This window comes from Sneathia sp. DSM 16631 (genome assembly GCF_014892235.1).
GTDB lineage: Bacteria > Fusobacteriota > Fusobacteriia > Fusobacteriales > Leptotrichiaceae > Sneathia > Sneathia vaginalis.
The window spans coordinates 1-25,945 of record NZ_JADBHL010000008.1 but is presented as its reverse complement, the minus strand read 5'-3'; the positions used below and the strand labels follow the sequence as shown (position 1 = coordinate 25,945).

General features: G+C 28.3%; 25 protein-coding genes and 1 pseudogene. 4 read left to right on the top strand and 22 right to left on the bottom strand.

Annotated features, from left to right (window positions below; genetic code table 11):
• Positions 1 to 75 precede the first annotated feature (75 nt).
• Genes IMK15_RS06665 through IMK15_RS04145 form a run of 4 tightly spaced genes read left to right on the top strand, consistent with a single transcriptional unit; the run spans position 76 to position 4,141 of the window.
• The gene (locus IMK15_RS06665) at positions 76 to 1,074 is read left to right on the top strand and encodes a helix-turn-helix domain-containing protein (protein ID WP_192942004.1); all 999 of its coding nucleotides are present in this window, start codon (positions 76 to 78) and stop codon (positions 1,072 to 1,074) included.
• Entirely contained in the window at positions 1,052 to 1,390 is a 339-nt protein-coding gene (locus tag IMK15_RS04155; RefSeq protein ID WP_046328118.1) for a cupin domain-containing protein, read from the top strand. The genes IMK15_RS06665 and IMK15_RS04155 overlap by 23 nt, the downstream gene beginning before the upstream one ends.
• On the top strand, positions 1,383 to 2,123 hold the full coding sequence (locus IMK15_RS04150) for a class I SAM-dependent methyltransferase (RefSeq protein WP_192942003.1): 741 nt from the start codon (positions 1,383 to 1,385) through the stop codon (positions 2,121 to 2,123). Before IMK15_RS04155 ends, IMK15_RS04150 begins: the two co-directional genes overlap by 8 nt.
• On the top strand, positions 2,117 to 4,141 hold the full coding sequence (locus tag IMK15_RS04145; protein ID WP_192942002.1) for a hypothetical protein: 2,025 nt from the start codon (positions 2,117 to 2,119) through the stop codon (positions 4,139 to 4,141). The genes IMK15_RS04150 and IMK15_RS04145 overlap by 7 nt, the downstream gene beginning before the upstream one ends.
• Before the next feature lie 18 nt (positions 4,142 to 4,159).
• Here IMK15_RS04145 and IMK15_RS04140 read toward each other — a convergent pair whose 3' ends face one another.
• The 22 genes and pseudogenes from IMK15_RS04140 to IMK15_RS04040 all read right to left on the bottom strand — a co-directional run.
• On the bottom strand, positions 4,160 to 5,458 hold the full coding sequence (locus IMK15_RS04140) for an ATP-binding protein (RefSeq protein ID WP_192942001.1): 1,299 nt from the start codon (positions 5,456 to 5,458) through the stop codon (positions 4,160 to 4,162).
• Between the two features lie 97 nt (positions 5,459 to 5,555).
• Positions 5,556 to 5,723, bottom strand: a complete 168-nt coding sequence (locus IMK15_RS06525; RefSeq protein ID WP_226869199.1) for a hypothetical protein — start codon at positions 5,721 to 5,723, stop codon at positions 5,556 to 5,558.
• 12 nt (positions 5,724 to 5,735) lie between these two features.
• Positions 5,736 to 5,828, bottom strand: a pseudogene (locus IMK15_RS06725) (DUF4143 domain-containing protein); the annotation flags it as partial.
• Positions 5,829 to 6,008: 180 nt separating this feature from the next.
• A complete protein-coding gene (locus tag IMK15_RS04130) occupies positions 6,009 to 6,449 on the bottom strand; it encodes a hypothetical protein (RefSeq protein WP_226869198.1) in 441 nt (146 codons plus the stop codon).
• An 11-nt stretch (positions 6,450 to 6,460) separates the two neighbouring features.
• On the bottom strand, positions 6,461 to 7,342 hold the full coding sequence (locus tag IMK15_RS04125) for a metal ABC transporter solute-binding protein, Zn/Mn family (RefSeq protein ID WP_192942000.1): 882 nt from the start codon (positions 7,340 to 7,342) through the stop codon (positions 6,461 to 6,463).
• A complete protein-coding gene (locus IMK15_RS04120; protein WP_046328124.1) occupies positions 7,339 to 8,223 on the bottom strand; it encodes a metal ABC transporter permease in 885 nt (294 codons plus the stop codon). Before IMK15_RS04120 ends, IMK15_RS04125 begins: the two co-directional genes overlap by 4 nt.
• Positions 8,224 to 8,235: 12 nt before the next feature.
• Positions 8,236 to 8,925, bottom strand: coding sequence for a metal ABC transporter ATP-binding protein (locus tag IMK15_RS04115; RefSeq protein ID WP_192942029.1), 690 nt, complete (start codon positions 8,923 to 8,925; stop codon positions 8,236 to 8,238).
• Positions 8,925 to 9,830 carry a metal ABC transporter solute-binding protein, Zn/Mn family gene (locus tag IMK15_RS04110; RefSeq protein WP_192941999.1) on the bottom strand — a complete coding sequence of 302 codons (906 nt, stop codon included), beginning with the start codon at positions 9,828 to 9,830 and terminating at the stop codon, positions 8,925 to 8,927. Before IMK15_RS04110 ends, IMK15_RS04115 begins: the two co-directional genes overlap by 1 nt.
• 1 nt (position 9,831) lies before the next feature.
• Positions 9,832 to 10,419, bottom strand: a complete 588-nt coding sequence (locus IMK15_RS04105; protein WP_413469365.1) for a DUF6162 family protein — start codon at positions 10,417 to 10,419, stop codon at positions 9,832 to 9,834.
• A 214-nt stretch (positions 10,420 to 10,633) separates the two neighbouring features.
• Complete coding sequence (locus tag IMK15_RS04100) at positions 10,634 to 11,428, bottom strand: ABC transporter ATP-binding protein (RefSeq protein ID WP_192941997.1); 795 nt, start codon at positions 11,426 to 11,428, stop codon at positions 10,634 to 10,636.
• A complete protein-coding gene (locus tag IMK15_RS04095; RefSeq protein ID WP_192941996.1) occupies positions 11,429 to 12,520 on the bottom strand; it encodes an ABC transporter permease in 1,092 nt (363 codons plus the stop codon). It abuts the gene before it with no gap.
• A gap of 12 nt (positions 12,521 to 12,532) precedes the next feature.
• Entirely contained in the window at positions 12,533 to 13,441 is a 909-nt protein-coding gene (locus IMK15_RS04090) for an ABC transporter substrate-binding protein (protein WP_192941995.1), read from the bottom strand.
• A gap of 1 nt (position 13,442) precedes the next feature.
• Positions 13,443 to 14,336, bottom strand: coding sequence for an ABC transporter substrate-binding protein (locus tag IMK15_RS04085; RefSeq protein WP_192941994.1), 894 nt, complete (start codon positions 14,334 to 14,336; stop codon positions 13,443 to 13,445).
• Positions 14,337 to 14,344: 8 nt separating this feature from the next.
• A complete protein-coding gene (locus IMK15_RS04080; RefSeq protein ID WP_192941993.1) occupies positions 14,345 to 15,265 on the bottom strand; it encodes an ABC transporter substrate-binding protein in 921 nt (306 codons plus the stop codon).
• 3 nt (positions 15,266 to 15,268) lie between these two features.
• On the bottom strand, positions 15,269 to 17,104 hold the full coding sequence (gene pulA, locus IMK15_RS04075; protein ID WP_192941992.1) for a type I pullulanase: 1,836 nt from the start codon (positions 17,102 to 17,104) through the stop codon (positions 15,269 to 15,271).
• A gap of 14 nt (positions 17,105 to 17,118) precedes the next feature.
• Positions 17,119 to 17,607 (bottom strand): flavodoxin, encoded by a 489-nt coding sequence (locus IMK15_RS04070; protein ID WP_192941991.1) that lies wholly within the window; start codon positions 17,605 to 17,607, stop codon positions 17,119 to 17,121.
• A 9-nt stretch (positions 17,608 to 17,616) separates the two neighbouring features.
• The gene (gene recJ / locus IMK15_RS04065) at positions 17,617 to 20,196 is read right to left on the bottom strand and encodes a single-stranded-DNA-specific exonuclease RecJ (protein WP_192941990.1); all 2,580 of its coding nucleotides are present in this window, start codon (positions 20,194 to 20,196) and stop codon (positions 17,617 to 17,619) included.
• Position 20,197: 1 nt separating this feature from the next.
• On the bottom strand, positions 20,198 to 20,719 hold the full coding sequence (locus tag IMK15_RS04060) for a hypothetical protein (RefSeq protein WP_192941989.1): 522 nt from the start codon (positions 20,717 to 20,719) through the stop codon (positions 20,198 to 20,200).
• On the bottom strand, positions 20,720 to 21,550 hold the full coding sequence (nagB, locus tag IMK15_RS04055; protein ID WP_192941988.1) for a glucosamine-6-phosphate deaminase: 831 nt from the start codon (positions 21,548 to 21,550) through the stop codon (positions 20,720 to 20,722).
• A gap of 103 nt (positions 21,551 to 21,653) precedes the next feature.
• Positions 21,654 to 22,688 (bottom strand): hypothetical protein, encoded by a 1,035-nt coding sequence (locus IMK15_RS04050; RefSeq protein WP_192941987.1) that lies wholly within the window; start codon positions 22,686 to 22,688, stop codon positions 21,654 to 21,656.
• A 151-nt stretch (positions 22,689 to 22,839) separates the two neighbouring features.
• On the bottom strand, positions 22,840 to 24,147 hold the full coding sequence (locus IMK15_RS04045) for a hypothetical protein (RefSeq protein ID WP_192941986.1): 1,308 nt from the start codon (positions 24,145 to 24,147) through the stop codon (positions 22,840 to 22,842).
• 204 nt (positions 24,148 to 24,351) lie between these two features.
• Positions 24,352 to 25,945, bottom strand: a 1,594-nt coding sequence (locus IMK15_RS04040) for a hypothetical protein (protein WP_192941985.1), incomplete at its 5' end; no start/stop codon positions are given.

Sequence of the window (25,945 nt, the reverse complement as noted above, 5' to 3'; positions counted from 1 at the left end):
TTAATTGTACTATTTTTTGTTTTATAGTACAATATATACAACATACGAGTGTCTAATCGAGATAGGAGAAAAATGGTGAGTGAATTTGAAAAGGTATTAAAAGATAATTTTGGTTATTCTTTATCTGGATATTGTCATAAATATTCTGACATAGGTAGAACTTATCAAATAGATGATAAAAATTTTAAAGGTATCTATTGGTTTTATGAAACAGATGAATATATTATAGACATATCGGATCTTTATGTAAAAAGAGATGTTGTTATCAATACAGACTATATCCTACAAAACTACTTATACAATTGTGTATACATCCTAACAGGTGATGGTGAATGGTTTGATCCATACCAAAGTTTAAGCTCTAATACCGTTATCTTTATCAATAACCATAAAGAAGTGGCTCACTATTTACTATACGGTAATCGTCCCTTCATATCTGTTAGTATAAGGTTCAAGAAGGATATATTGAATAACAGAGGTAATTGTAATATGTACAGGGTATTTTTCGAGATGAAAGAAAAGTTCTCAAAAGATCTTTTTAAGATAGCTAATGAGATTATGCACTGTCATATGGAAAAGGACGATGCTAAAAAATTCATGGATAAAAAGGCTAGAGAGTGGCTAGATGTTATGAAAAAAATTTGTATTGATAATTATAGGGCGAGCATGAATGCTGACGATGAAATGGGGATAATAAATGTTGGCAGGTATATAGCTGAGAATTACAATAAGCAAATAACGCAAAAGCTACTAGAACAAATAGCGATGATGAGTGGGACTAAACTTAAAACTAAATTTAAAGAAAAGTTTAATATGAGTATAACGGAATATATACAAAGAAAGAGAATAAATGTTGCAGAAAGTTTAATTTTAAATACTAAAATGAGTATGTCAAAAATCTCGGAATATGTAGGTTATACGTCAAATAGTAGATTTAGTCTTCTCTTTAAGAGGTATAAGGGATTAAAACCTACGCAAATAAGGGAAATTAGAGGAAAAACTGGTTGCAATGGTTGCCCAATTTTTCATCATGAATGTGAAGGAGTGAAAAATGGAAATAGTAAAAAATATTAAGAAGAATGAAGTTATTGACTTTACTAAAGAAGTTACATACTTAGAAAATCAAATAGTTTCAAAGACAATAGTGCAAGATAAGCAAAAATCAATTACTATCTTTTCTTTTGATAAAGGTCAAGAAATATCTACACACAAATCAAGTGGAGATGCCATAATACAGGTTATAGACGGAGAGGCGTTGATTACAGTAGATGGTGTAGAACATATATTAAAAAAAGGTATGAGTATAGTTATGGAAAATGGACTACCTCATAGTGTATATGCAAAAGAAAAGTTTAAAATGATACTTACGGTGGTGTTTAAATATGAGTAAAGAAATGGGACATATATTTTTAAGAAAATTAGGTAAGAAAAGACTAAGACCAGGTGGAAAAAAAGCTACAGATTTCCTTTTAAATCATATGAAATTGGATGAAAATACAAAGGTTTTAGAAGTAGCTTGTAATAATGGGGTTAATTTGGAAATGCTTTCTAAAATGCATCCTAATACTCAATTTTTTGGAGTAGACTTAGATGCAAAAATGATAGAAGAAGCAAAAGAAAGAAACCTAGAAAATGTAGAGTTTGTAAAAGCAAATGCAGTTAAATTACCATATGAAGATGAAAGTATGGATTATGTAATAAATGAAGCGATGTTAACTATGTTACCTAATGAAACAAAAAAGAAAGCAATACAAGAATACTTTAGGGTATTAAAAAAAGGCGGACTACTTTTAACACATGATGTATGTATAGTTAATAACGAAGAACAAGCAATTAAAATCTTATCTAATGGGATAAATATAAACGTCAGTCCATTGACAAAGTCAGGTTGGTTTACAATGTTTTCAGACAATGGATTTAACGTAGTAGACAGTTTAAGTGGTAAATTAACATTAATGAATCCAATAGGTATGATAAAAGATGAGGGACTATTAGGAACATTAAGAATAATTAAAAATGGATTAAAGAAAGAAAATAGGGGACAATTTATAGCTATGAGAAAGACATTTATGAAATTGAAAAATGATATATCATACATTGCAATTGTAAGTGAAAAATGTTAAAGACAATAATAGCTTATCCTAGAATAGGAGAAAATAGAGAATTAAAATTTTTAATTGAGGGATATATTAATGGTGAAATTACTGAAGGAGAACTAGAAGAAAAGGCTAGTCTTTTAAGGATAGAAAAGCTAAAGTATTTAAAGTCTTGTAAATTAGAATATATCCCTATAAATGACTTCTCATACTATGATAGAGTCTTAGATACTGCTGTCTTGTTTGGGATAATAGGGTCAAGTATGAAAGAATATTTTTCTTGTGCAGATAAAATGCCCATGAAAAAATGGTTTAACACTAATTACCATTACATTCAACCAGAATACAAGAAAACAGAATTAAAACTTAATACACATAAGATAGAAAAAGAATATTTAGAAGCTAAGAGTTTGGGTATAGAACCTAAGGTAACAGTAATAGGTCCATATACCTTTCTTTATTGCATGAATTTAGATAAGATAGATGGATTAATTGAAAAATATGCTGAAATGATAAAAAAATTAAGTGATATGGGAGTAAAATTAGTTCAATTAGAAGAGCCTGTATTAACTATGAAAAAGTTTTCTAGTATACAAGAGGTGTATAACAAAATTGCAGAAGATAAAGGTAGTTTGGATATACTGGTTCAAACATACTATGAGGGTCTAGGTTTAAACTATCATGAACTATTAAAAACAAATATAGATGCAATAGGTCTAGATTTTGTTAATACGGATGAGAATTTTTTTGTGATACAAAAAGAAAAAAATACAAAGAAGCTATTCTGTGGACTTGTAGATACTCAAACAGTATTTCGTGATGATATACACCTAATACAGCAAAAAATTGCAACTATACGAAAGTATGCAAGCGATATGCTGATATCTTCATCTACATCTCTAATACATTTACCATATACAACTAAAAATGAAAAAGATGATAGATTTAAAAATCTTGCATTTGCCAAAGAAAAGATAGATATATTAGTGAATATACAGGATAAAAAGGCAAAAGAGTATGTACCTAAAAAAGATAAGTCAAAAAGAAGGATAACAAAATATACTGAATATACAAGTAAGATAAAAGAGGATTTAGTTTTTTCTACCATAGGATCATTTCCTCAAACTAAGAAAGTACGTGATAAAAGAAGAGAGTGGAATAATGGCGATATATCAAAAAGAGATTATGTAGAATTTATACAAAAATGCATTAAAAATTGTGTTAAATTACAAGAAGATGTAGGCGTTGATATATTAGTCCATGGTGAATTTGAAAGATCTGATATGGTTTGCTACTTTGCAGAAAAACTGGATGGTTTTTTAATTGGTGAAAATTCATGGGTTCAATCTTACGGTACTAGATGCGTAAAACCACCAATAATTTATGGTGATATTAAAAGAAGAGAAGAAATATTGCGACCTATATTAGACTATACTAAATCTTTAACTAAAAAGAAGGTTAAAGCAATATTAACAGGGCCTAATACCATAATAGCTTGGTCTTATGTAAGAAAAGAAGATATGCTAAAGGCACTGTTTCAAATATCTAGAGTATTAAATTATGAAGTTAGAAATATTAGTGATTATGTACAAATAGATGAACCAGCATTAATAGAAAAGATGCCAATAAGAAAGGAAAAACAAAAAGAATATATATCTAATGCCATTAAAGGTTTTAGGATGGTAATAAGGGACAAGAGAAAGAAGACAAAAGTTTTATCTCATCTTTGTTACAGCGATGTATCAAAATATATGTGGGTCTTAAATCGTTTAGGTGTTGATGCCTTTTTAATAGAGTCTAAGAAGTCAAATAATATTATTGATAAGAAGATAAGCTTTGTATTAGGATTAGGTGTTTATGATGTACATTCAAGAAGAATACCTAGTGTAGAAGAGATAAGGGACAACATATTGGAAGCTAAAAAACACTTTAATATTTTATGGATAAATCCAGACTGTGGTCTTAAGACAAGAAATAACGAGGAAGTGAGAAAAGCACTATTGAACATTAGAAAAGCTATAGATACATTAAATGAGGGTGAATAATGCTACTATAAAGTAGCATTATACATCTAAACTATTTTTATCTAATAGGAAATCGAATAGATTAATTGTAAGTATACCATTTTCATCATAGAAAGGTTTTATTCGGTCTTTTGTGATTATGATTTTTTTGAATGAATCATTAATGTTTAATAAGGAAGCTTTTTCTTGATTTATTTTTTCTGTAGTTGGAAGACTATATGCTGATTGGATATAGTATTTCTTACTTCCAAGATTAGCAATGAAATCAACTTCTAGGTGTTTTTTAATATCTTTACTTTTATCACTTTCTCTTTTAACGACCATTCCGACATCAACCGTATATCCTCTAAATCTTAGTTCGTTATATATAATATTTTCCATAATATGTGTTGGTTCTATTTGTCTAAAATTTAATCTTGCATTTCTAAGCCCTATATCTTCAAAATATATTTTGTAAGGTGTATCTATATATTTTCTTCCTTTTACATCATATCTATAAACCCTTTTTAATATATATGAATCTTCAAAATATTCTATAAATTTATCAATTGTATTAGCAGAAATTTTTGATTTTTTAACTGATGAAAAAGTAGCTGCTATTTTCGTTGGATTAGTAAGAGTTGAAATACCAGATGCTAAAATATTTAGTAAATCTGCTAATTCAAGCTTTAAGCGTATATCATATCTGCCTACAATATCACGTAAATATACATTTTCCAATTGTCCTTTTAGATAATTCATTTTGTCTTCATCATTATTCATTAAAGATTGTGCTGGTAATCCACCATATATTTGATACTCAGCAAAAGCATCTTCTTTATCATTACCATAAGTTTGTATGAATTCAGAAAATACTAGTGGCATTATATGTATTTCATCACCTCTACCTGCAAATTCACTTATTACATCTTTAGATAGAAATTTAGAATTACTACCAGTAACATAAACATCAAAATTGTCTTGACGTAAAAATCCATTTAAAACTTGTTCAAATGATGCTAATAATTGAACTTCATCTAGAAGTATATAGAATTTATCGCTGTTATTTGTTCTATTCATTATATATTTTAAAAACTTTTTAGGATTAACTAATCGTTTTCCACTTAAAAAGTCTAAATCTATTAAATCTTCTCCAATTTTCAATAGATCCCTTCCTGAATCAAATGCGAATTTTATAATATGGTCTTCATCTACGCCACTTTCTATTAAATGATTATAGAATAGGTTGTTAAGTAAATATGATTTTCCACTTCTTCTAATTCCTGTGATAATTTTAATAAATCCATTATGCTTTTTTCTTATTAGTTTATTTAAATAATGATTACGTGTTATTTCCATGAAATACACCACTTTCTATTTAGAATTATTTCCGTTTTGGAAATTAATATAAATATATTATATATGATTTTTATATTAAATTCAATTATATAAGGATTTATTTGGCTATATATTTACCTATTTCATATGCTAATGCAAGAGGTAAGCTATATGATGTGTTATCGTTCTTTTTATTAACCCCTATATTCAACAATGAAAACTTAAAGCCTATTTCTGGTTTGTATTTTTTTACGAATACATCATATGATTTAGCTTTTGTGTTCATATTTGCCTTAACTTCAATAGGAATAATCTTATTATCATTTTCAATTAAAAAATCTAATTCTGCACTATTATCTGATCTCCAAAAATATGTTTTGTATCCTTGAGATACAAGTTCGTTATTTCACGTTTCATAAAAACCTCCACAATAGTATTTTGTCTTATTCCTATGGATTTTGCAATATTTTCCAAAATATTCCTATGGATTTTGCAGGAATTTCAAAATTATTCCTATCCTTTTTGCAGTCAAATAAAAAAAGGCCTAGATAAACTAAGCCTTTTTCTTAAGTTATTTAACTTTTCCTGTCCATTGGTCTTTCCATTTACCTAAGTGTGTATCTTTTTCTATGGCAACTTTCCAAGCATCCATTTCTTTTTCAGTTAATTTTGGACCTTTCTTTTCTAATACGTGTCCAGGACCTGCATCAAAGATTACAAGGTACTTACCAACATTTGGTTTAGGTAATTTTACTTCACCATTTTTTAATCCCATTTTACCAAATGTAGAGTGTAGTATTACCATTTTACCATCATAAGTTTCTTCAGTTCCGTTATAGTTCTTATCTTTTACAACAATTAAATCTACATTATCTGTAGGTGCCCCATTTGAAAATCCTGGGTATAGATATATATATCCATCATTATTATCATTTACATCAAGTAAAGGTGCGTGTGCGAATAATAGTAATGAAGATAATAGTGTTGCAATAATTAAAAGTATTTTTTTCATTATACATTCTCCTATCTATTTTTAAGTTGTTTTAAATTATCTTTTAACATATTAATTAATCCATCTTTTTGACTTAATTCATCGTTATTTTCATCTTCAAGAGGGAAGTAACCAGTTTGAATTAATATAACTCTACCACCATTTTTGCTTATTACATCCATAATATCCTTTTTAAATGGTCTTGTAGTCATAAATATCTTTAAACCAGTATCTTTCATAATCTTTTTAACAGTATCTTTTGTAATATTTTCATATTCTACATATGTGTTATATATATTCAAATATTCAATTAAGTAGTTTAAATCTTCGCTTGTTGATATTACACCATCTAATCCTTCAATATCATTGTAATCATCAATGATGCTATCTAAAGTTTTCAAACTACTATCAAGATTTTTTTCTATCTTTTCTGCATCTTGCGGGAAAAGGGCTATAAGGTCGTGTGCAACAATCTTATACATCTTAGATAAGTTATTTAAATTAAGATATGCATAAGGATTGCTTACTCCCTTGTTTTCTCCTTCATTGTAATTTGCAGTTAATAGTGCAAGACTAGATACATTTTGATAAGAGTATGTAGCATCTATTTCTACTACATGTATATTTTCTCTTCTTGCTTGTTCGTATAGAACATCATCATTCCATACTCTTTGTAGGTCTATAACAGCTTTAGCATTTTTTAATAGATTCTTATCTACTTCTGCACTTTTAAATGTATTTAATTGATCACTTGCCATATTCCCATTAGTTCCATATACATCTTTTACTGTTATACTAGTATCTTTAGTAAGCATACTACCAATAGTATATGCAACTTGTGTGTTAGTCAAAACTAAATTTTCTGAAAATGCAAGGCAACATGAAAATATTAAAAGTAAGAATAATTTTTTCATATTAAGCTCCTTTTTAAATTTTTAATAATTACTGTAATAAAGAAAATTACTGCTGCTATTAGTATAATTGAACCACCAGATGGTATAGTAACATCGAAGTATAGTGGAAGTAATATACCTAATATACAGCTAATTAGTGCAAAAATGATACTATATACAAAAAAGCTTTTAATAGACTTTGACAGATTTTTAGCAGAAGCAGCAGGTATTAAAAACAGAGCTTCGACCAAAGATGCACCAATAATTTTAATTGATGATACAGTAACAAGTGTAATTAAAAGAATAAATAGATATTCTAATAATTTAACACGAACACCTTTAACTACAGCTACATTTGTATTGAAACTTGATAAAAGCATTTTATTAAAGTTTGGAATAACAATAAGTATTAGTAGTATAGTTGAGAAGAATAGGACTAATAAGTCTCTATCTGATACAGTTAGTATTGATCCAAACAATACACTTTCTAGCATATGTGAATTAACTTTTGATGAAACAAAGATGATAAGTGTACCACCTAGTGCTATTGAGATAGATAAGAATATACCTATCAAAGTATCAGATGACATCTTTGTTCTATTTCTTGTAAAATTGATTAGTATAGCAAAAACAACACAGTATGTGAATAGCATAATATATGGAGATTCATATGGTTCTCCTAGTAATACACCTAGTGCTATACCAGTTAAAGCAGCATGCCCTATTGATTCAGAAAAGAATGCCATTCTTTTTGTTACGACCATAGTACCTAGACCTCCAAGGATGGGCCCAATGAATAATGCTGATAGTAATGAATTAATTACGAAAGCATATTTAAAATAATCGGGAAGAGCTCCTATTTCAGCAAGGTGCATAAAAAAGTTTCTAATTGAATCTAACATTTTTCCTCCTTCTTATACGTAAATATCTAATAATCTTTCATCAGTTAATTCAGTTTTTGGATCTCCTGAGAAGAATACTTCTTTTTTTATACAAGTTACAGTGTCAGCCATTTCACGTACTTGCTTTATATTATGGTGTATCCATAATATAGTAATTCCTTCTTTTTTTAATTTTTTAATAACTTTCATAAAGTATTCCTCACCAATAGCATCTATACCAGAGAATGGTTCATCTAGTATTAATAGATTTGGACGAGGATTAATTGCTTGTGCTAATAGCAATCTTTGTAATTCACCACCAGATAAATTACCTAAAAGTCTTTTTCTTTTATCTTGAAGTCCAACTTCAGTTAATATTTCGTCAAAATATGACTTATTTTTCTTTGTAACACCTAAAAATGCTGGAGTTCTTTGATAACATAACATTAAGAAATCTTCAACAGTTATAGGTAGACTTCTTTCAAATTCTATAAATTGAGGTACGTAACCTATTTTTTTGTTTTCTTCATATTCTAGGTAAATTTCACCATCATAAGGAACTTGTCCTAGTATACAACGGATAAGAGAAGTTTTACCACCACCATTTGGACCAACAATGCAGTTAATTTCTCCACGCTTTATTAAAAGATTGATGTTATTTAATATATGAGTATTACCTAAATTTAATGAAAGATTTTTTATCTCAATTTGTATTCCTTTTATCATCTTTTACCTTTCGAAATGCTCTTTAAAGCAGTAGCTACATTTGATAAATCATGTCTTATGAAGTTTTCAAATGAGTCAGCAGTATAATTACCTTTTGTTATGTGTGAAAGTTTTGCAATCTTTATACCTGTTGCATTATGTAAAGTCATAGCATTTTTAGGGTTTCCACCTTCTTCATCAAATAGCACAGCTATATGATCTTTTTTAATCTTATTAATTGCATATGCAAGGTCGCTAGCATTTGGTGCTTGTGCGTGGTGTGGTTCTATAACTAGGCTAACTGTTAAACCGAATTCATTTAACAAGTAGTCATAACCAGCATGTGTAGTTGCAACTTTAATATTAGATAGATTACATCCTCTAACTTTACGTAATTCTTGGTTTTTTATACTTCTTAATTTTGAAATATATTGCATTGCATTTTTGTTATAGTATGCCTTGTTAGCTGGGTCATATTGACCTAATCTTTTGGCAATATATCTAATTTGTTGTATGCTTTGAGTAATAGAAATAAAGGTATGTGGATTCTTTGTAGAACCTCTTTTTTGACCTGCAACGTTCATTATAGAAGTTTCAGTGTCTGCATTTATTATCTTTAATTTTCTATTATTTTTCATAGCAGAACGTATCATTGGTTTTACAAATTCATCATGTCCTATACCATTTACTACTATGAAGTCTAAGTTAGTTATTTTTTTCATGTCATTTGCTGTTGGATGATATGTGTGTACATCAACATTACTAGGTATAACTGGAACTACATCCATCTTATCTTTTACTATATTCTTTGTATAACTATAATAAGGTAAAAGAGTTATTCCAACCCTATATTTACTAAATCCTAAAAAAGAACATAGAAATGTTCCTAACAAAATAAGCACAGTTGATTTGAATGATTTCATTTTAATTTCCTTTCGTTTCCTTTGCTAAATCATCACCAGTGTAGGCGACAATTTCTTTAAATTGATTAATAGCATGTGCCAAGGTTTCTTTATTGTTACTTAATTTGTCATAATCTTTAAAGTTTTTTGTGTATCTAATTTTGTATTCAAAGGTTTTGGCGTTAATAACCAAGAAGAAATCTCCAGCAATGTTCTTATCAGAACTGATACCCACATAGTACACATAATTTTCATGTGTAAACATGGTCCATTTGTGTTTACCAGAATCTTCCCATGACGCATCTTTGCAAAAAGGTGCGTAGAATAACTGTTCATCCAATACCTTAGGACTTAGGTCCTTATTATCGCTCTTTAGATCTTTGTAATCTTGTGCGAAAAGTCCTAAATTCGTAAATATCGAAATTTCTTCATTATTTAAATCTATACTAGATATCTGAGCACTAGTCACAGATTTAGTATAATGCTTTGTGTTTGTAAAATGTAATAAAATACCTGCGAAGAGAATCAATAAAATTATTGTAATAATAATATTTATAGTTTCCGACTTCGGGCTAGCAGGTTTTATAAGTTCCTTTTTTATTATAATCACCACCAATCCTTAATAATTTTATCACTTTGATTTATATTTTTCAAGTTAAAAATGCTTTTATAACAAAACTAAAAAGCCCTGAAATAAAAGCCTACAAAAGATTTTTAATTGATAACTGAACTGGGCGTGTTTGTACAAACATTGAAAATAAAGGGTTTTTAAGTGAAAAAAAATATATAACTGAAAAAATGCTACCATTTTGATAGCATTTTTATTAGAATAAATCTTTATCAGATAAATCTGATAATTTAAGTTCTTTTTGTTTAAATAGGTTAAGCAATTTTTCGACTGTTAAGTTTTCCTTTTCTTCACCTTTAATATCGAATATTATCTTTCCTTTATGGAACATTATTAATCTATTACCATATTTAATAGCATCTTGCATATTATGAGTAATCATAAAGGCAATTAGATGATTCTTTTCAATAATTTCTTTTGTTTTTTCTAATATTATTTGACTAGTTTGTGGATCAAGGGCTGCTGTATGTTCATCTAGTAAAAGTATATCAGGTTTTTTTAATGTAGCCATTAAAAGTGATAAGCATTGTCTTTGACCTCCAGATAATGAACCAACTCTTGTATAAAGTTGTTTTTCAAGACCTAAACCTAAGTCTTTTAGTTGTTCATTAAAATAGTCTATGTGTTTAATATCAAGACCAAAATGTAGATTAAATGGTTTACCTTTATTCATAGCCATAGATAAATTTTCTAAAACTACCATAGAAGGAGATGTACCTAGAGTAGGGTCTTGATATACTTGTGAAATCCACTTAGCTCTTTTATGAGGTTTTAGGGTAGTTATATCAACACCATTTAACTCTATACTACCAGAGTCAACTTCTACATTTCCATTAATAATGTTAAGTAGAGTAGATTTACCAGCACCATTACTTCCTATTATTGTTATAAATTCTCCCTTATTTGCTACAAGGCTTAGATTATCAAAAACAGTTTTAGAATGGCCGAGTTCTGTATAAAAGGTCTTATTAATATTTTTTAATTCTAACATCTACTTCACCTTCTTTTTCTTTTTCTTGTTATCTATTGCAAGTATTATACCTAATAGCAGTGCTGTTATTATCTTAACATCAGTCGGTTTAACTGAGAATTTAGATATTGTTTGTTCGCTAAAGTGTAATGTTGTAAGTAATATTTCTGTTATTCCTGATGAGTTAAGTGCAAAGTTAATTACAATATAGTAAACAATAGATCCAACAATTACTATAGATATGTGGTTAATAATATTAGATTTTTTAATTATACCTAGTCCAAAGATTATAGAGGCAAGTCCAATAACCATAGTACCTACTGAAGAAGATAGGTCTATAACACGTATGTATTGTGTGAATAAGGCACCTGATAAACTAACTAAGGCATTAGATAACATAAGACCTAAAATCTTTAATTTATCACTGTTAACACCAAGACCTGTTACTATGTTTTCATTATCACCTAAAGCTCTTAAAATGAATCCAAACTTTGATGTTAGTATGTAATCCATTACAAGTTTAATGATAAATACGATTAATACAGTTAGATACATACTAATGTCTTCTGTATAATATGTGTAATAGCAAAGAACTAATAGTATGACAACATAGATTAAAAAGCTTTTAATAACATATTTATTCTTTTTAATATTGTAATCATATATGACTTTTAAAGCTAATAAGACTATGCTTATTATAAAGAATAATAAGAAATGTTGTTCATATGAAATGACTCCATAAATACTCTTATTTGCATCAATAAATACACTAGGTTTATCCACAATTCTTGCATTAACACTGTAAAGAGTTATCATTGTTAAGATACCAGCTAACAACTTGTCTATACCACATTTAACATGGAAAACACCAGTAAGAAGCCCAGCAATAGCACCTGCTATAATTGAGAATACAAGTCCTACAAAGGGAGAATATGAACTAAGTGCAAAGTATGCAAATACAAACCCTCCCAATGGAAATGATCCATCAACTGTTAAATCTGGGAAATCAAGTATCTTGTATGTTATGTACACCCCCATAGCCATAATTGAATAGATTAATCCAATTTTTATTGACTCAGGGATGACATTAATAAAAATTAATAGTTCATTCATTTTATCCTCCTTCTATTCTTGTATGACTACGTTTAGTAATTTTTCTGTTTCTTTATTGACATATAGCTTAGGTTCTGCAGTTACATAAGGTATATCAGAAGGCTTTTTACCATTTAATATTTCTAATAACATAGAACCAGTTTTTTTACCTAATTCGTAATAATCAACACCATAAGAGAATAATGCACCTTGTTTTACTGATGATGGTTCAGAAGCTATTAATGGTTTTTTAACTTTATTAGCCTCATCTATTAAGTAAGATATATTAGCAACCATTAGATTATCTGTTGGAATGTATAAAGCATCAACTCTTTCTAATACATTTTTTGCTACTTGAGGTATTTCACTAGAATTTGTTGCACCTCCACGTACAACACTAAGTCCTAATTTCTTTGCTTGTTTTTCTATTTCATTTACTTGTGATACAGAATTCAATTCAGAGTTTGAATAAAGTACCCCTATTTTCTTTATATTAGGAAAACACTTTACAAGTAGTTTTAATTGTTTGTCAACACAAACTAATTTATCAGATGTACCAGTTACATTCTTAGCTAATAAGTTGGCATCTTCAGGACTAGATACAGCACTGAATAGTACTGGTGTAGTGTCATTAATATTTTTAAGCGATTGGCTTGATAATGTACCTATACCAATGACAGCGTTTTTACCACTAATTTTAAAGTTTTTAGCTATTAAATCAGCTGTTGCAAGTTCTCCATTTGCAGTTTTAACCTCTATTTGTACATTTTTTCCCTCTAAAACATCTTTTATACCTTTTTCAACTAAGTCTAGTGATGGATGTGCTACAACTTTAGATATTCCAATTTTTATAACACCATTTACTTTAGTATCTTTTTTAGGTTTACCGAGGCACGATAATACTAATAAGGGAAGTAATAGAATAATAAATATTTTCTTCATGCTAGTCTCCTATTTTAACGTTTAATAATTTTTCTGTTTCTTTATTTACAAAAAGTCTTGTATTTTTTGCCATTTGCACTGGGATATCACTAGTTTTTTTACCATTTAAAACTTCTAGTAAGATATTAGCAGTTTGTTTACCTAATTCATAGTAATCAAGTCCTATTGAAAATAGAGCACCTAATTTAACTGATGAACTATCAGAAGCAATTAAAGGTTTTCTTTTTTCATTTGCTTTAGTTATTAGATAAGATATATTAGCAACAACTAAATTATCTATAGGTACATATATTGCATCTGCTTTATTAAGTAAATTAGTTGTAACTTGTGGAATCTCAGATGAATTAGTTACCCCCAGTTTTATAACATTTAAATTTAACTTTTTAGCATTAGTTTCAATATCTTTAATATGTGCTAGAGAATTCAATTCTGAAGTTGAATAAATAATACCAATATTTTTTACTTTAGGGAAAGCTTTTTTTAGTAATTTTAACTCATCATAAGTAGTATCAAGTCTATCACAAATACCAGTAATATTATCACCTTTTAAGTTAGCACTAACAGGATCTGTAACACATGAGAAAATTACAGGTGTATCTGTATTTGCACTTTTTAGTGCTTGGCTAGGAAGTGTACCTATACCAATAACAGCAGACATATTGCTCATTTTAAAGCTTTTAGCGATTAAATCAGCAGTAGCTATTTCTCCATTAGCACTTTTAACTTCAATTTTAATATTTTTATCTTTTAAACCATCTTTTATTCCTTTTTCAATTTCATTTATTGATGGATGATCAACAACCTTTGCTATACCTATTGTAATAGCTTTTTCTTGCTTTTTACATGAAGTGAAAAAGAAAGGAATAAGTATTAAAAGATATATTAACTTTTTCATTTTTCACCTTATTTCAAATCACTAGGTAGAGTTATACCTAATTTTTTAAGAGTATCATTATTAACAGATATATCAGATAAAGGCATAGTAGCAACAGGTATGCTAGAGACCTTTATGTTTTTAAATAATATATCGTTTGCCATACTACCTGCACGTTGACCTAACTTAAAGTAGTCTATACCTTTAGTTATTAAAGCACCAGCTTCAACGTGTGCTTTTTCTGAACCTATAATTATCTTTTTTTGAGCTATTGCTTCATCTGAGATTATAGGTAAAACAGAAGCTATTAAATTATCAGTAGGTGTATAAATTGCATCTACTTTTGTTACAAGATATTTAACTGCTTGTGGCACTTCACTTATTTGTGTTACACTTTTTAATTCTAAATTAAGATTTAGATTTGCACAAGCTTTTTTAAGTAGTGTAACAGTTGCAAGTGAGTTAGCCTCAGATGAATTGTATAACACACCAATAGTCTTAATCTTTTTATCTATTTTATTAACCATTGATAGTTGTTCTTGTATATCAACATAATCGCTAACACCTGTAATATTAGGGGCTACAATTCCAGCATCTTTTGGATTTGTAACTGCTGAGAAAATTATGGGGATGTTTGTTGTAGCATGCATTGCAGCTTGAGCACTAGGTGTTGCTATTGCATATATTAAATCAACATGTTCTCTTTCAAATGAACTTGCAATAATATTTGCTGTGCTTATTTCACCATTTGCATTTTTTACAATAAAAGTAATGTTTTTGTGATCTTTTTTTAAGCTATCTTTGAACCCTTGCAATGATCTATCTAATGCAGGGTGTGCTACAAATTGTATTACACCTATTTTTAGTGGTCTATCTGGGTCATTTTTGGCTTTTTTCGCACAGGAAAAAAGCAGAGCTACAAAAAAGATTGCTAATAAGATCTTTTTCATAAACTATTTCTCCTTTTTTAAAATCATAAAGTTTAGAGATGTGACATTAATATTTCCAGTTAATATCTTTTTTTCATCGTTAAACTTATAGTTTGAACTAATAATAGCATATTTAGAAGATATATTAAAGACTTTTGTTTTTTTAGATGTATTTGCAAGTATTAAATATTCCCCTAATTGGTATGCAATAAAGCTTTTTGAGTATTTCAATAACTTAAAGGCTTTTTTAATTTCTTCGTAAGTATTTAGTCTAAATACAGGAGTGTTTTTCTTAAACTTAATCAAGTCAGAAACATAATTAACGTACTTTTTATTACTCTTCATTCTAGACCAATCAAATTTATTTATCTTATCACTAGACTTATATGAATTTTCTATATTATACTTCGTTCTATAAAACTCTTGACCAGAGTGTATAAAACTAATACCTTGTGCTAAAAGTGCAATAGAAGTAGCCATTTTATGCATTTTTTTAATTTCATTAATTTTGTTTTTATCACTTGAAATACCTAATTGATCAAATAAGGTATAGTCATCATGTGATTCTACATATTGTACTAATTGATTTGGACTAGTGTATGAATAAAGATCCATACCTCCCATAATAGATTTTACTAAACTATCTTTTTTTGACTTCCATGAATTAACAAAGCCTGTAGTAATTTGTTCGTATGTTGAACCTTTTAAATCATTTCTAATGTCATCATTAAAGAATGCTATACCAGACATTTTACCAGCATTAGTTTGTGTAGCCATATTATCTTTATCTAAATCTGTATTTAGATGCCAACCTTCACCAAGCATGATAATAGAAGGGTCAATTTCATCTAATTTTTTACGTATTTCATTCATTGTTGTAACATCAAGTATACCCATTAAATCAAATCTAAATCCATCAAGTTTGTATTCATTTGCCCAGTACACAACACTATCAACTATGTATTTTCTAATCATTAAGTGATCACTTGCAACATCATTACCACAACCAGAACCATTAGAAAAGTTACAAAATTCATCTTTTCTAAATCCATAATCTGGTACAAGTTTTTCAAAACTATGTTGCATTGCATCATAAACGTGGTTGTAAACAACATCCATAATTACACGTATACCATTATCGTGTAAAGTCTTTATTAATTTTTTTAGTTCCTTTATACGTACAGTAGGCTTTGTAGGATCAGTTGCAAAAGCACCTTCTACAACATTGTAATTTACAGGATCGTATCCCCAGTTATACTTATCAAAAGGGTGAAGTTCATCTACTGAGTCACAACTAAAGTTGTATATAGGCATCATTTGTACGTGTGTAATACCTAGAGACTTTAAATATTTAATAGCCTTATTCTCACAAAGACCTAGAAACTTACCTTTGTTTTTGAATTTTGCATTAGGATCAACAGTAAAATCTCTAATACTTAGTTCGTAAATAACGGCATCAACAGGATTAGTAAAAGGAGCTAATCTTGTAAATTTTTTAGGATTAGTCTTTAATAAGTTTACAACTACACCTTTTTTTCCATTTACTGTAGTAGCTTTTACATATGGATCAACAGCTTCATTAACTAAATTATCAAATTTAATTTGGTAATTATACACAAAACCATCTAAATTTCCCTTTATTGTTATACTAAACACACCCTCATTATCTTTTTTCATAGGATGCAGTATAGTTTGACCATTGTCTAGGTACTCAATTAAATTCATTTCTGTTGCTGTTGGTGCCCAAGCATTGAAAGTAGTCTTACTATTTGTGTAGATAGGGCCTAGTTCTTTTGAAGTATAAAAGAGTTTATCTATCGCATAAGTTCTAAGGTTGTAATTTATTCTTTTCGTATTCATACGTTATCCTTTCATTAATGTATATATTTATTTAATATTTCTAGCCAATTATTTATTCTTTCTTCTGTTTTTTCTGCTTCATTCATGTGGTCTATAGGAAGAGCTATAAACTTGTTGTCTATAATCGCAAGTGAAGCAACGAAATCATAACCATCTGTTGGTACCATTCCAACAATATTTGCACCATTTTTCTTACACTTATCATATAGCAATCTCATTGCGTCTATAAACGTATCTGCAAATGCAACACAGTCTCCTGTACCTAATAAAGCAACGGGTTTACCGTTAAATTTAGGTAAGTCATCAATTACAGCCATCCAATCATCTTGTAAGTCTCCAAGACCCCAAGTTGAAGAACAGAAAATTAAAAAATCAAAATCGTTCATATTATCTATACCATTTGCGACATCAAACATTTGTGCACCATCAATTTTATCGCATAATATTTGTGCAACTTCTTCAGTTACACCAGTTGTTGTCCCATAAAAAATTCCAACAGACATTTTCCCTCCTTATATTATCTCATAAATACTATCATCTGATAGTATAATCTCATTGTTATTTATTTTATCTACAAATTCCTTCTTTTCCTTTAGTGGAAGAAATTTTGTATATATATTTTCCATACCATATTTTTTAATATTTTCATTATTAAGTTCTAGCACATTTTTAGGTAAAATAACCTCATTTTTAACAGACATAAAGTTATCTTTTTCTGAAATACTATCGTCTAAGAGTATTATTTTTTTAAAATTAGTTAAGTCTACTTTTTCTTTATACGTATTCTTATCTAATATTAAATATGGACTTTTTTCTTTAGACATATAGAACACAAGTCTTTTGTCATTTAAGATATCTTTATCACTACTTAAAATTTGAGTCTTAAAACCTTTAACCATGTTATACATACAAAAAGTAAGTAATATATTGTGACTTATAGGGCCAGTGATATTTTTTTTAGATAAAAGTATATTCATATTTTCCTTATACAAACAAGATAAGGCTTTTTTTGTTGTTGAGTCATATTCTAATGGACCTATTAGATTAGATTTAATATAGTTAAAAATGTTCTTGTCATTCTTCTTATACGTACTTATTCCATAGTCCCTGTAGATAATAATCCCAACGTTATTAACACCATCATATACATTGGTACTTTCAACTTTAACTTTGAAGTTAAAAGCGTAAAATGTGTGAAGGCAAGTTAAAAGTCTTGAAATATTTTCATCTAATTTACCTACGATTCTTGTATTAGATAATACAACACGATTACTTGTATATTCAATATTTAACATACTATCTTTTTCAAGATAAATATATGAATAGAATACAGATTTCATAGGGAAACTTGTTTCAAATAAAGATTTTAAAAATGTAAATTTATCACTAGATTTAAGTGTAGATTCTTTCATATCATCTATTAAAACTTTAGTATAGAACTTTCCTTTAAATAGATTAATATTTATCTTAAAAACGATATCATAAAATATACTAGAATTCATTTCATTAATTTTATCACCTTTAGAAAACCATATAGCTCCTTTTGTAGCAAATCCTTTTTTTGAGAAGTCAAAACTTAGGTGTGACTTATCTTGCCCTATTAACTTTGCATTTTCTACGATAACATTTTTAGTTAAAAATGTTGGTGTAGGATTACCAAAGCCAAAAGGTTTAAGTAATTCTAAGGTTTTAAAGAATTCATATGAAATTTTTTGTATAGGTAAGACCTTATCTATATCTATTACCTTATAGAAATCTTCTTCCTTAAGTGTTTTTTTAGCGTATTCATTAATTTTTTCTCTAAATTTTTGTATATTTTGTATTTCTATTGTAAAACCTGCAGCACCAGTATGCCCACCATATCTTACAAGTAAGTCTCCACAATATTGTAGTGCCTTTGTTATATCAAAATTAGGTATACTACGACAAGATGCAACAGCTATATTTTCATCACTTTTTTCTTCTAATATTATGCAAGGCTTGTAATACATATCTACTAATTTTGCTGCCACTATACCTATTACACCATGATGGTATTTAGGGCTTGAACTAATTAATACATAGTCAGTTTGTGAATACTTTTCTATTTCTTCTTTTGCTAAATCGAAGATGCTATTTTGTATTTCTTTTCTTTCTTTGTTTTTAAGTAGTAATTCGTCTATTATAGTGCTAATTTCTCTTTCATTGTCAGAAATTAAAAGATATACCACAAGTTTTGCATCTTGCAATCTACCAGCTGCATTAAATATTGGGGATATTGTAAATCCTACATCACCTGAAGAATATTCATCAAGCTTATCTGGAAAGACTTTTTTAAGGAGCATTTTAAGTCCTAGATTTTGTGTGTTTTTTAGTCTTTCAAGACCGTATTTAACAATTATCCTATTTTCTTTAATTAATGGAACAACATCTGCAATAGTACCAAGACAAACCAAATCTATATATGAGAAAGCTTCTTCATATATACCTTTTCTTTTAAATAGTGCAAGTACTACCATAAATGCTGTACCAACACCTGCTAGTTCTCTAAAAGGGTATTTATTTTCAAGCCTTTTAGGGTTTATAACAGCATATGCATTAGGTACAACTGGATCTAGTAAGTTATGATGGTCTGTAATTATTACACTAAGACCTATAGAATTAGCATAGTTAATTTCCTTATATGATGTAATACCACAGTCAACTGTTATTACAAGATCTGTACCATTAGCTTTTATTTGATCTAATGCTTGATTATTAAGTCCATATCCTTCGTCTCTTATTGGAATGTAGAAGTCAAGATTTTTAGCACCTAGCTTTTTAAAGGCTAAGTATAGAATAGACGTGGAAGTAATACCGTCCACGTCATAATCACCATATATACAAATCTTTTCATTATTATCTATAGCTTTTAATATTCTATCCACAGCTTTATCTAGATCTACTAATAGACTAGGTGAGCTTAGGGCCTTAATATCAGGGTGTATAAAATTAATAATGTCTTCTTTTTTTGTAATTCCTCTAGAAGCAAGGATATTTAAAACATCTTTATCGATGTTAAGAGTAGATATACGAGATACCTTTTCTCTTAAATTCCATTTAGTGTTTTGCATACTATTTTATAATTCCTCTCACTTCAATTGGATATATTGGAATAGAAAGATTTTTATCCGCTAAACTTGTAACGTTATTTAATAGAATATTTATAGTAAAATCTTCTAAATAGTATTCTTGGTTAAACCATGTAGAAATACCATTAAATTTAGAATCTGTTATTCCTAAATCAGCAATTCTTTCTTTAATAATTCCGTTTATAGGATCTGCATATCCCTTAACAAATAAATCTTTAAGATTTACTTTTTCTCCTGTTTTGCTGTCAAAAGTTAAACCATAATACTTGTCCTTAGAAGTGATTAAAAAGCTTTTGAAATAGTCATTATTAGCTTTAACTTGTAAATTACCATTAACTTCTTTTGCTTTTTTTTCAACTTCTTCCCATATTTTCTTATTAACAGCATTAGCATTTTGATCGAATGCTTCTTGTGAAACTGTATTTGAAAGATAGAATTCACGCAATGTAAAAGAGAAAGCATTAAGTGCTATTAGCATACTTATACCGATTAGAATCTTTTTCATCTAATTTCCTCCTAATATTAATTTTTTTAGATTTTCCAAATTTAAATTCTTTGCTTCAATGTCTTTGAAATATTTGTATGTTTTAAGTCTTAAGTCTAGTGCAGCATCTTCATCTATTACAAGTATAGCTTTTTTATGCATTTGCAACATTGAAACTGTCCACATATGATTAACACCCATTTCAATAGCATGTCTTACAGCCAGTGATTTTTTGTAACCATTAGCCATTATCATTACTTCTTCACTGTCCATTATTGTACCAACCCCGACTGTTAGTGCTAAAGTTGGAACTTTAGTTATATCATTATCGAAGAATCTTGAATTAGCTAGAATAGTATCTTGTGTTAATTCTTTATCTCTAGTTCTTGAAGCAAGAGAAGAACCAGGTTCATTAAATGCAATATGACCATCTTCACCTACACCGCCTAAGAAGAAGTTAATTCCACCATAGCTTTTTATCTTGTTTTCATATCTTAAACATTCTTTATCAGGATCACTTGCAAGTCCATCAAGTATATTGATATTTTCTTTTTTTATGTCGATGTGATTAAAGAAATTTTCGAACATAAAATAGTGATAACTTTGCTTGTGACTAGGACTTAATCCAACGTATTCGTCCATATTGAAAGTTACAACGTTCTTAAATGAAACTAATCCTTCTTTGTACAAGTTTATCAGTTCCCTATATGTAACAAGTGGTGTAGAACCAGTTGGCAATCCTAATACGAAAGGTCTTTGTTCAGTAGGTTTAAATTCATTAATACGCTTTGCAATTAGGTATGCACTCCATTTTCCAATTTCTTCTTTGTCTTTTAATATTATTACTCTCATATTTATACCCACCTTTCTCCTTATTATACAAAAAAAATGAAAAAAAGTACAGAAAATGAGCTAAAAAAGATACAGATGGATCAATGTATCTTTGTGAAAAAAATTATCTTTTTTTTGCTCTTTCTCTTTCTTGTTCTATATATTTCAAAAGGCTTGATGCATTTTTTGACCCATCTTTAAGTGCTAATTTGGCGTATTCTTCTGCTCCTTGATAAATTTGTTGATTAAATAGTGCGTATGCAAAATGAATATTTTTTGCACCTTTTTTCTTCATCATATTTTGGTATTTTTCTATAGCTTTACTATCATTAACTTTGTATGCAAATGCAAAAGCATTTTCTAAATACAGTAGTCTATCAGGTTGGAAATTATATGCTTTTTCTGAATATATATATGCAGATTTAAAATCTCCTATTTCTTTAAATCTATTCGCTATACTAGCGTATTTTTCTTCACTTATACTAGCTTCCTTTAGACGACGAGAGGCCATTTCAAAATTGTTGTTTCGTATATTATAGTCTGCAAGACTTAAATATACTCCAGATTTAACATTAATATCTTTTGAGTCTATTGCTTTGTATAAATATATTTGTCCTTCTATGTTACCGTAGTGGACTAATAAATAATTTCCAAGTGATAAATTAAATTTATCAATGAAGATTTGATCTTTTGAATTTTCTATAGATTTTAGAAGATTATTAAATTTATCTTTCATGTTTTTTACTTTGTATTCTCCAGCTAACACTCCTTCAATATAAGGATCTTTTTTATTCATTAGAGCAATTCTATTTATTAAAATTTCTAAATATTTAATTTTTTCTTCATTTAGAACAAAATGTACTAGTCTATAATTTGCATTTACAGCGTCTTGACTAGTTGATTTTGGATTTTCGACAGCTTTTTTTAAATATCCAATCATTTCTTCAAGTGAACTTGAATATCGAAGTGATAAAATATAGTTAATGTGTTCATATATTTCTTCTTCACCTTTAGCGTTTTTACTTTTCTTTAGAATTTTAATTGCTTCCTCTTGTTTGTTTTCATCGAATAGTTTATTTGCTCTTTCAAGGTCGGCTTTTGGACCTGCAATTGTTAATAGACTTGTTAATAAAGTTGAGAATATTATCATTTTTTTCATGATATGCCTCCTTTTTTTACTTTTACTTCATCTTTGAAATTTCCATTACATCAATGTACAACAATTTTTAAATTTATAATTATATTATACCATAAAGTCTTGATTTTCACTATAATTTTTAACGGTTTTGTATAATATTTTGATACTTTAATTAATTCCAAGTATAGTTCATATTAAATTCAGTTTTAACAGTTGAGAAATTTTTAAAGCTAATTTTACCATCAAGTTTTAAGCTATCTAGTGGATCATATTCAAATGAAAGAGTAGGTTTAACTACAAAAATGTTGGTATTTAAAAATTTAGCTTTTAATTTTAATATACCTTTTAGTGTTAATTTATCAGTTACACTATATGATACTGTTGTTTTATTGCATATAGTGTTAAATATGGATTTTTTCTTTGTAAAATCATTTGTAAGTATTGCTGAGTCTATTTCTAATTCTGGCGATATATCTAATTTAGGACTAGGTGTATAGTCATATTTAGCATATAAATTTAGTGCATAGATACCACTATTTACAATTTTTTGGTCTTTTACTGACCTTATACTAGATAATAGGCATTTACCTTTTAATGTTAATTTATCGTCTAATAACGTGTATTTAGCACCTAATGAAGTTCCATAAAAAAGTAAGTAACCAGAATTACTTTCATTTGCATATCCCTTCGTGTAGTCTATAAACGGAGTAGCTGATAGTTTTAAGTTTTTGGTTTTGTTATACAATTTAACATTAACATATTCTCTATGTAAACCCTTTACTTGCCTAATCCATTCTGAATGAAAGTTATCGAGGTAGTCATTTAATTTGATTCCACTTATAATAACATCGTGATCACTATCTTCTTTTATAAAATCATCATAATATTCATTAAATTCAGACACATTAACTTTGAAACCTGCATTAACTTTCATGTTATCACGTTTTACTATCATTTTTCCTTCAACATAGTCTATAGGGTTTTTTGATTCACTTTTTACTTCAATACTTGCCTTTGAACCATTATCACTTTCAACAAATAGCTTGTTAGTTGAGGTAATTTCTTTATCTTTTCCAAGAGAAAAATTATTTTTTGAATGTATTCCCATTGTTAAATCATTGTGTTTGTAGCTTAATTTTCCAGAAAGTTTAGCCAGTCCATGAAAACAAAATTCATCATCTTTTACAAATTTAGGTTTTAGTGTTGTTTTAATACTTGCATTGATACCATTTGTTTCAGGCATCTCATATTTAACAAAAACTTTAGAGTGGTTTAAAAAGTTTGCTTTCTTTTTAAAGCCTTTAACTCTAAATTTACCACCAAAGCTTAAACCTGTATCCTTGACTTTAACTTTTGTTTCAATGAAAGTTTCTGGTTTTGCAGAGGAATCTCCTTTAAATGTGTAAGTAATATGACCTTCTGTTGCAGCCATTGATATTACTGAAGCTATCAAGCAAAAGGACAGTAGTGACTTTTTCATAATTATCGCCTCTTATCATTAATATACTATATCTTAATCATATACGGATGAAATGAAAGATGTTTTTAGAGATGATAAAGAAAATTTTTTAACCTAAAACACAAAGTGATATGTATGATAGATAAAGTGCAGGTAAAATGTGAGAGTCTTTTTTAACCAAAAAAAAGAAGTGAGACTATTTCTAATCTCACTAATTTAAGGGGGTTATTTCCATTCATATTTTAAGTTTAAACTTGTTTTAATTTGAGTATCTGTATACTTAAATTCTTTTCCAACTGTCTTAAATTTAACTGGAGTTTCAACACTTCCTTTTAATGTTAATGTGTCAGTTGGTTTGTATTCAGCTGATACTTTTGGTGCTAATACTAAGCTTGGGTTAACCATTCCAGCATAAATATCAGTGAATGTAGCTGTAACATTAGCTTCTGGACTTACAACTAACTTATCGTTTAATAATTTGAAGTCATATTTTGCACCAGTATGTAATTTAACATATCCTGTTGTGTACTTAATAGTTTTATCGAATAATGAATGATGTCTACCAGCAAATACACCATCAGCAGTTAATGTTAGATTCTTAATACCAGTGTACTTAGCACCTAATTTGAATCCAAAGTTAACTAGGTCTGAATTATATTTTTGTATATTTACAGCATTTATTATTCCATTTCTAGTTTGTTCAATTTTTTTCTCAAGGTTTTTTACTTTATCTAATGCTTTTCCATATTCGGTTGTCATAATTTTTTCTGCTATAAATTTTTCTTTATTTTCCTCAAATTTTTTAACGTTATTTTCTGCTATAGCAAAATCTTTACCTGCAGTAACTGTTCCTCCAAAAAGAGCTTGTGAAAAAGTATCATAAAATGAGAATGTTAGCTTTGCTATTTGTGCTCTAGTTTCTTCTATTTCTTCATTGATTCTACTTATTTCGTTTTGATATTTTTCTTCATTTATGTATTCAGATTTTACTTTTGTTTTTAAGAAAGTATGGTCATTTTCAAGTTTTCTTTTTGTTGATTCTAATTCTTCTGCTTTTTTTTCTAGATTATTAATTTTTACTTGAATGTCATATCCTTTTTTTACATCTTCTTTTTCATCATTGAAGTCGTTGTAATCTTTTTTAATTTTTTTATCTTCATTATCTGATTCAGTTTTTAGGACATTTAATTCTTGTTCGTACTTAGTATTTGCATCTCTATATACTTGTTCTTTCGTAGATGATTTTGATTCAAGATCTTTTAAAGCTTCTTTGTATTCTTTTTCGATTTCAGCTAATTCTAATTGTGAATTAGTTATGAAATTAGGATCATTTGATATTAAGCTTTGAGTGTAAAGTTTTTCTAAAGAATTTTCATTAACTCCACCTTCATCAAAGTGTATATGTTGTACGAATGCTCCTGCTGTTAATTCTAGGTCTTTTACTCCTGTGTATTTACCATCTAATTCATATGAGTGTGCATATGCGTCTTTGTTTAATTTGATTTTTCCATCTGTTAATAAGTCTTTAACATCTGATGTTCCATTTACTTGGTATCTGAAGTTTACTTTACCTGTTAACTTAGTATCTTTTAATCCTGCATATGTTCCTTTTGCCAAAAGATCAACAAACTTAAATGCTTCTTCTTTTGCATATGTATGATTTAATTTTAAGCTTGCTTCTAAGTCTTCAAATTTATTTAATTTCTTTGCTCCTAATTTTAATGTGTGTTCTGATGAAGCTGCTTTACCATATTCTCCATCTTTCTTTTCGAATGGGAATGTAGTCTTTGAAGTTAATGATACTTCTGCACCATTACTG